Source organism: Gemmatimonadales bacterium, assembly GCA_036265815.1.
Classification (GTDB): domain Bacteria; phylum Gemmatimonadota; class Gemmatimonadetes; order Gemmatimonadales; family GWC2-71-9; genus CAVVWJ01.
Genome location: DATAOI010000039.1, coordinates 1 through 5,790, shown reverse-complemented (window position 1 = coordinate 5,790; position 5,790 = coordinate 1). Strand labels below are relative to the sequence as shown.

At 68.0% G+C, this 5,790-nt stretch carries 5 protein-coding genes; 1 reads left to right on the top strand and 4 read right to left on the bottom strand.

Annotation, left to right across the window (positions count from 1 at the left end; all coding sequences use genetic code 11):
• The coding region (locus VHR41_08105) for a response regulator transcription factor (protein HEX3234148.1) at nucleotides 1-1,482 on the top strand (1,482 nt) is incomplete at its 5' end.
• Between the two features lie 301 nt (nucleotides 1,483-1,783).
• Here the strand turns inward: VHR41_08105 and VHR41_08100 are convergent.
• From VHR41_08100 to VHR41_08085, 4 genes are all read right to left on the bottom strand, one after another.
• A complete protein-coding gene (locus tag VHR41_08100) occupies nucleotides 1,784-2,974 on the bottom strand; it encodes a GNAT family N-acetyltransferase (GenBank protein HEX3234147.1) in 1,191 nt (396 codons plus the stop codon).
• 258 nt (nucleotides 2,975-3,232) lie between these two features.
• Entirely contained in the window at nucleotides 3,233-3,736 is a 504-nt protein-coding gene (locus tag VHR41_08095) for a hypothetical protein (GenBank protein HEX3234146.1), read from the bottom strand.
• 345 nt (nucleotides 3,737-4,081) lie between these two features.
• Entirely contained in the window at nucleotides 4,082-4,522 is a 441-nt protein-coding gene (locus VHR41_08090) for an ANTAR domain-containing protein (protein ID HEX3234145.1), read from the bottom strand.
• A gap of 139 nt (nucleotides 4,523-4,661) precedes the next feature.
• A complete protein-coding gene (locus VHR41_08085) occupies nucleotides 4,662-5,066 on the bottom strand; it encodes an STAS domain-containing protein (protein HEX3234144.1) in 405 nt (134 codons plus the stop codon).
• Nucleotides 5,067-5,790 lie beyond the last annotated feature (724 nt).

Sequence of the window (5,790 nt, the reverse complement as noted above, 5' to 3'; positions counted from 1 at the left end):
GATGCCGACGCCGAGCCTCTCCTCGCAAGCCGGGTGTACAGCGCGCTCGCCCGGTGCTGGTATGTCGCGGACGACATGGCGGACGAGTCAACAGCGGTGACGCGTGCGGTCGAGCTCGCCGGGGAGCAGCCCTCAGAGGAGTTGGCGCGTGCGTTGTGGGCGCGAGCGCAATACGACCTTCGCGCTGACCACTATCAGGATGCACTCGGGTGGGCAGAACGAGCGCTTGACGTGTCGCGGAAGGTGGGGTGCACCGAAGTCGTGACACTCAGCCTGCAGATGTGTGCCGAATGTCACCTCGGCTTGGGGTCCATGACGGAGGCCGTCCGCTTGCACACCCAAGCGGTTGCGGTGGCGGAGGAGGCGGGACTTCACGGCTTGGCAACCATGCAAGCAGGAATGCTCGCCGGGACACTGCTGTCGGCAGGAAAGGTAGACGAGGCCTTCACATGTGCTCGGATGTCCTTCTCCGAGGGCCGGTCACGCGGACTGTCTGCACAAGCGGTTTGGAGTGGGGTCTGGCTCGTTGAAATTCTCATCATGCGGGGGGACTTCAAAGAGTCAGCGAACCTCGTCGATGAGCTTGCTGGCTTGGGGCTCAGCCACGCGATGGTCACCGACCTGCGGGCCAAACTCCTGCTCGCGCGGGGTCTGGCAGATGCCGCCGAGGGGCTGTTGCGCGACGCCGTCGAGCATGCCCCGCCCACCAAGGGGACGTCCGGGGACACCGACGTAGAAGCGGTGATCGCCGCCCTCTGTTTGCTGGGTCGTGAGCATGAGGCTGTGGAGGCCGCCCACACGTACCTCACCGGTCTGGACCTTTCCGACTCCCCAGTGGCGCACGCTTGTGCGGCCCATGTTGGTTGCCAGGTCCTCACCGCCGCGAGTACAACCTCGGAAACATCAGAGAAGCTCCGGCCGCTGGTTGAGCACTTCTTGCTGCGAGCTCGCGAGAGCTACGCCGACGAGTGGGAATCGTCGTACGCAGGCGTTCGTCTCGTGCTGGCGGAGGCGCTCACGAGTCGGCTCGCCGGGCTGCCTGCGACGCCGACACTCCGGCTCGCCGTCGAGCTCGCCACCCCGTACGGCGCATTCTTCGCCTTGGAGCCGCGTCTTTTGCTCGCCGAGGAGCTACTCACCCATGGCGAGCGCGACGAGGGACGCGAGCTGCTCGCCAAAGTCTGGCGCGAAGCCCATGACATGGGCGCCACCGACCACGAACGACGCGCCCACAGACTCGCCACCCGGTCGCGCGTACCGCTTCCCCACGCCGCGGCCGAGCCGGGGCCATGGGATCGGCTCACGCCGCGCGAACGCGAGGTTCTCAACCAGCTAGCGAAAGGAGCGACCAACAAACAGATCGCCGAAGACCTCATCATCAGCGAGAAGACGGTCAGCGTCCACGTCTCCAACATCCTGTCCAAGCTCGGTGTCGACAACCGCGGGACCGCCGCTGCCCTCGCGCGAGACCACCTCGGCTGAGCCGTTAGGACGCCCGCCATGCGACGCGCCGACGTCGGGAAGTCGCCCATGCCACCGGGGCGCCGACGACCGCACAGATGCCATGAGAGTAACGCCCTGGCAGGGCCGACAGCCGGCGGATAGACGCACCTCATCGCGGCATGAGCGGTCGCCTCGGAGGTGCCTCGGACCGGCCGGCGGTTACGGGCAGTTGGGAAGTACCAGCACGGCAACCATCACGAGCCCAAGAACACCCAGCACCATGGCGCCGCCCGCGCGTGGACGAGCGTATGCATGAACCTGCGGCGGACCAGGCCGCGACTCAGAAGGAGTCGCGGATGTGGATCGGCCGGGGCGCCAGCACCCGGTCGAGCGCCTCGTCGTTCTCCATGCCGCCGGAGAGGTGCCCGGCCATCCGGAGGTTGGCGCAGGTCTGGGCGCCGGCCCAGGCCAGCGCGAGCCCGCCGGGTGTCATGACGGGACCGTCGGCCGCCGCGGCCGGCACGCAGGTGGCCTTCCCCCGCTCGATCACCAGGCGCCAGGCCCCATTGGTCGTCCCGAGGTGATCCCCGGCGACGGAGAACGCGACGTCGCCGTCCACCGGCCAGTCGCGGCCGGCGAACGCGCCGCGCACGTCGTGCACGCGCAGCATGTACGGCTCGCGCTCCACGGCCTTCCAGTGCGCAGACGGGAGCGACAGCCGGGCCACGTCGTGGCCCGACGTACACAGCCGCACCTGGCCGACCACGCTGCCGAACGACCCGAGCACGTGCCACAGGGCGCCGTAGGCGTCGCCCCTCAGTGCGAGCAGATCGACGACCTCGAGGGTCGCGGAGTCGCCGGTCTCCTGGCCGCGGTGCCAGCTCGCGAAGCCGATCACTTCGCCCGCGTCGTCGACCGCGAGCGTGACTCCGGTGAACGCGTCGATGAAAGCCTTGGCATCGGCCGGGAACGCCGGGCCGCGGCGCGTGAGCGGGCCGTTCTGCGCTGCCGCCCAGGTGTCGTACACCCGGCAGACCGCGTCGAAGTCGGCGGGCGTCGCCCGGCGGGTGCGCACGCCTGCCGGGGCACCGATCCGGGCCAGCGCTGCTGCTGGGACCTCGACCGTGTCGTAGGACGAGATCACCTCGTAGCCGAACTTGCGGTAGATCCCGGGCGCGGTGCAGAACATCGTCGACACCGCTTCCCCGCGCTCCCGTAGCCCGTCGTCGAGGGCTACCCGGAACAATTCGTCGAGCAGCTTCGTGCCCCGCCGCTCGGCGGTCACCACGACGCCGGCGATGCCTCCGCTGGGTACGGCGCTGCCGCCGAACCACGAGTGGTACCCACGGGTTGCCAGCCGCGCCACGAGGTGGTCGTCGTCGAACGTGCCATACGCGTGGTACCCGGGCCGCGGGGGGTCGTCGGGGCTCTGCGGCGTCGTGCCCGGCGGTAGGTCGCCGAACGCTTCGCGGATGAGCCCCATTGACTGGTCGAAGTCGTCCCGGGTGAGCGGTCGGGTGGTCAGGGGCATGGCCGAAGCCTAGGAGGCGTCGCGGTTGTTCGCGCGGCAGTCACGTGGGGGGCCTCCCTTGATTCCGATTCGACGTCCGCTCATCGGCAGATCAGCGCGCTCAGCGGCATGAGCGGTCGATGGCACTGGCACTCTGGCCCCGTGACTTGGATTCCTGACGACATGTTGACGGCGGTGCGCGACGCGCTTAGCCGCAGTGGTCCGGAACTCAAGGCCACGCCCCCGGACAGGCACACTCGATTCGGCGTTTGTGGCTTACTAACGAAGCGCCACGGTGAAGAAGTCGGCGTGGCGGCCATGGCTGATGGTGAGGGTGCCGTTTGCTCCGGCATAGATTCCCGTTCCGCCGGTGACTGCAAAGACATCGGCGTTGCTGGGTGGTGGTGCATGTGGAAGGTTGCGGTCGAGTCCCCCACCCTGGACGGTGATCTGACCCTTTCGGAGTACGAGTGTCAGAGCGCACTGCAGTCCCTTGAAACTCGCATCGTTGATCGTGCAGACCGCCATCGCCCGCCCGAACAGCTCACCGTTCCTGCGAAGGCTCACCGCCCCGACGTCCCTGTCACCCAGCGAGAGGCCGTGCGGCGGCACGTCCACGAAATGGTGGTCGCGCGGCGAGATCTGGACGGCCCTGAACGTCAGCGTCCGCCCGGCTTGCCCGTGGGCCGAGCGGGCTTCGCCCTGGGCGGATCGGAACGCCATGGCGCTGAAGAGACCGGCAACCACCACCGCGACGAGAAGAAGGTACCTGGCGCGCATCATGTTGCTCCTCCCGCTCTGGGAGTGGCAGAGATGCCCCCTCTGCCCGGGCTACGCCCCAGGGCGGTCGCTGTCAAGGCCGAAACGCGGACGATTCGAACGATCGCTCATCGGCATGAGAGTGCACCGGACAGCGGCATGAGCGGGCGATCCAAGGCGTGACGCCTCGCCCTGCAACGGGAGACCCACGTGGGACGCACACGGCGAAGCCCCCGCCGGCTGGCGGGGGCTTCGTGCGGCCTAGGAGCCACTGGTCTAGAGCTCTAACACCTGACCGGCCGAACAGGACGCGCCCAGTTCATCGGCTGCCGCCACAGTACCCCTAAAGGGTGTACTTCAAACCGAGGACTAGGGTCCCTCGGCAGAGCTGGTGGCCTCGACCAACTCCGCCGCCAGGTCACGGAGCTTGCGGTTGGATCGCTGGCTGGCTTCCTTCAACACCACGAACGCCTGTTCCTGAGACAATTGACGACTCGCCATGAGGATCCCGATTGCCGCGCCGATGGTGCGCGACGAGATGAGCGCCCGATCTAGCTGCGCCGCGTGATCCTTACTGAGGACCCCATCTGCCTGCAGCTGGCCGATCATCTCGCGGTCGATCGAGGAACGCGCCTCTATCTCGTCGGACCGCTGCTCGGCAGCATCCGCACGCCTCTCGGCTGCGTCAGCCCGCTCGTGCGCAGCGAGAGCCTGGTCCTGCAGCGCTTCGATGTCGGCACCATGGGCCGTGACCAGCGCAACCAGCATGTCGAGCTGCTGTTCCAGGTCTGGGTTGCCCGATGCCGCCATGCAGGAATTATGACGTCAGCCTGGTTGGCCCGCCCAGGCTAGTCGACTCCTATTGGGGCCTGGCCAGGGCCCGGCCAGGGGCCGGGTGGGGCGGCGTGTGTGGCTGGCGGGCCTGCTGATTGCTGTGCCTCCGCAGCGCTCAACTCTCGGGCTGGGTGGCTCGATGCGTAGGCAGGGCGGATGGTGATGCCCAGCACGTGGAACCGTCCGCTCGCCGCCATGCATCCGAAGGCAATGGGGTCAGCAAGCGGTCGAGCTGGACGATGCGAAACAGGCGCCACAGGCGGGCGCTCGCCCCGACCACCGAAAGGGTGCCGCCAAGCGCCTGAACCCTGTTCACGGCGGCGGCGAGTGCGCCCAGACCAGAGGAGTCCATGAACGTGACTCCGCTGACGACTACGAGGAGATGGGGCACCCGCATCAGCCCGATCGCATCCTCGAAGGAAGCCAGCACCTCACTCTTGACCGTGAGATCGATCTCGCCGATCAGCGAGACAACGACCTGGCCTCCGACCTGCGCGACGAGTGGCTTGTTTCTGGACACACCGGCCCCCTGCTTATCGCAGCGAAGGAATCCGTGGTCTCTGGGTGCTCCGCATCCCCACCATGTCGCGGACGCGACGTGGCTCTCCTTTTGAGAGTCCCACCGATACCCCCCCATGTCCAGGCGAGTCTCTCGGCGGTGAGTTCTTCAAACGCGTGATTGGGCTCGGCACGCCGTACCTCGGCAACGCTTCCGCTCATCGGCATGAGCGTGCTTGCGTTCGCCAGCTCGCTCCGGGCGTTAGATGATCTGCGGGCTGCCACCCCTCCACGATGACCCAGTGCCCCTGTTCGAGCACCGGCCGCACGACGCGTCCTTGCCAGCCCGAGACGTTCTGGCGCCACTCCAGCAGGAGCGCGGGCAGGCGACCGTGCTCGCCGGTCACCCAGCAGTGGCGGATCTGTGAGGGGTACGGCTCGCGTCGAGGCCCCGGAGCCTGCGCCTCGGACAGCGGCGGGGTGCCGTGGATGCGCTCGTGGAGGGATGCGCGGCCCGCGCGACGGCGCTTCATCCCTCCGGGCATGCGCGACTGTATCGACCGTGTGTTCGATCTGGGTGCTGGTCGGCCGGATCCGGCTCAGGGGCAACTGCGGACGTTGTCCCGCGGGTCGACGGTGCAGGTGTCTGTGCCGGCGCCGCCGCGCACACTGTCGTCACCGACGCTGTCCTGGGCGTTCAAGGAGTCGTTCCCGTCGCCCGCGATGAGATGGTCGGCGCCGGTTCC

Excerpts from the sequence above, each read along its gene's own strand:
- VHR41_08090 (HEX3234145.1), bottom strand. The coding sequence starts at position 4,522 with ATGGCGGCATCGGGCAACCCAGACCTGGAACAGCAGCTCGACATGCTG.
- VHR41_08095 (HEX3234146.1), bottom strand. The coding sequence starts at position 3,736 with ATGATGCGCGCCAGGTACCTTCTTCTCGTCGCGGTGGTGGTTGCCGGT.
- VHR41_08100 (HEX3234147.1), bottom strand. The coding sequence starts at position 2,974 with ATGCCCCTGACCACCCGACCGCTCACCCGGGACGACTTCGACCAGTCA.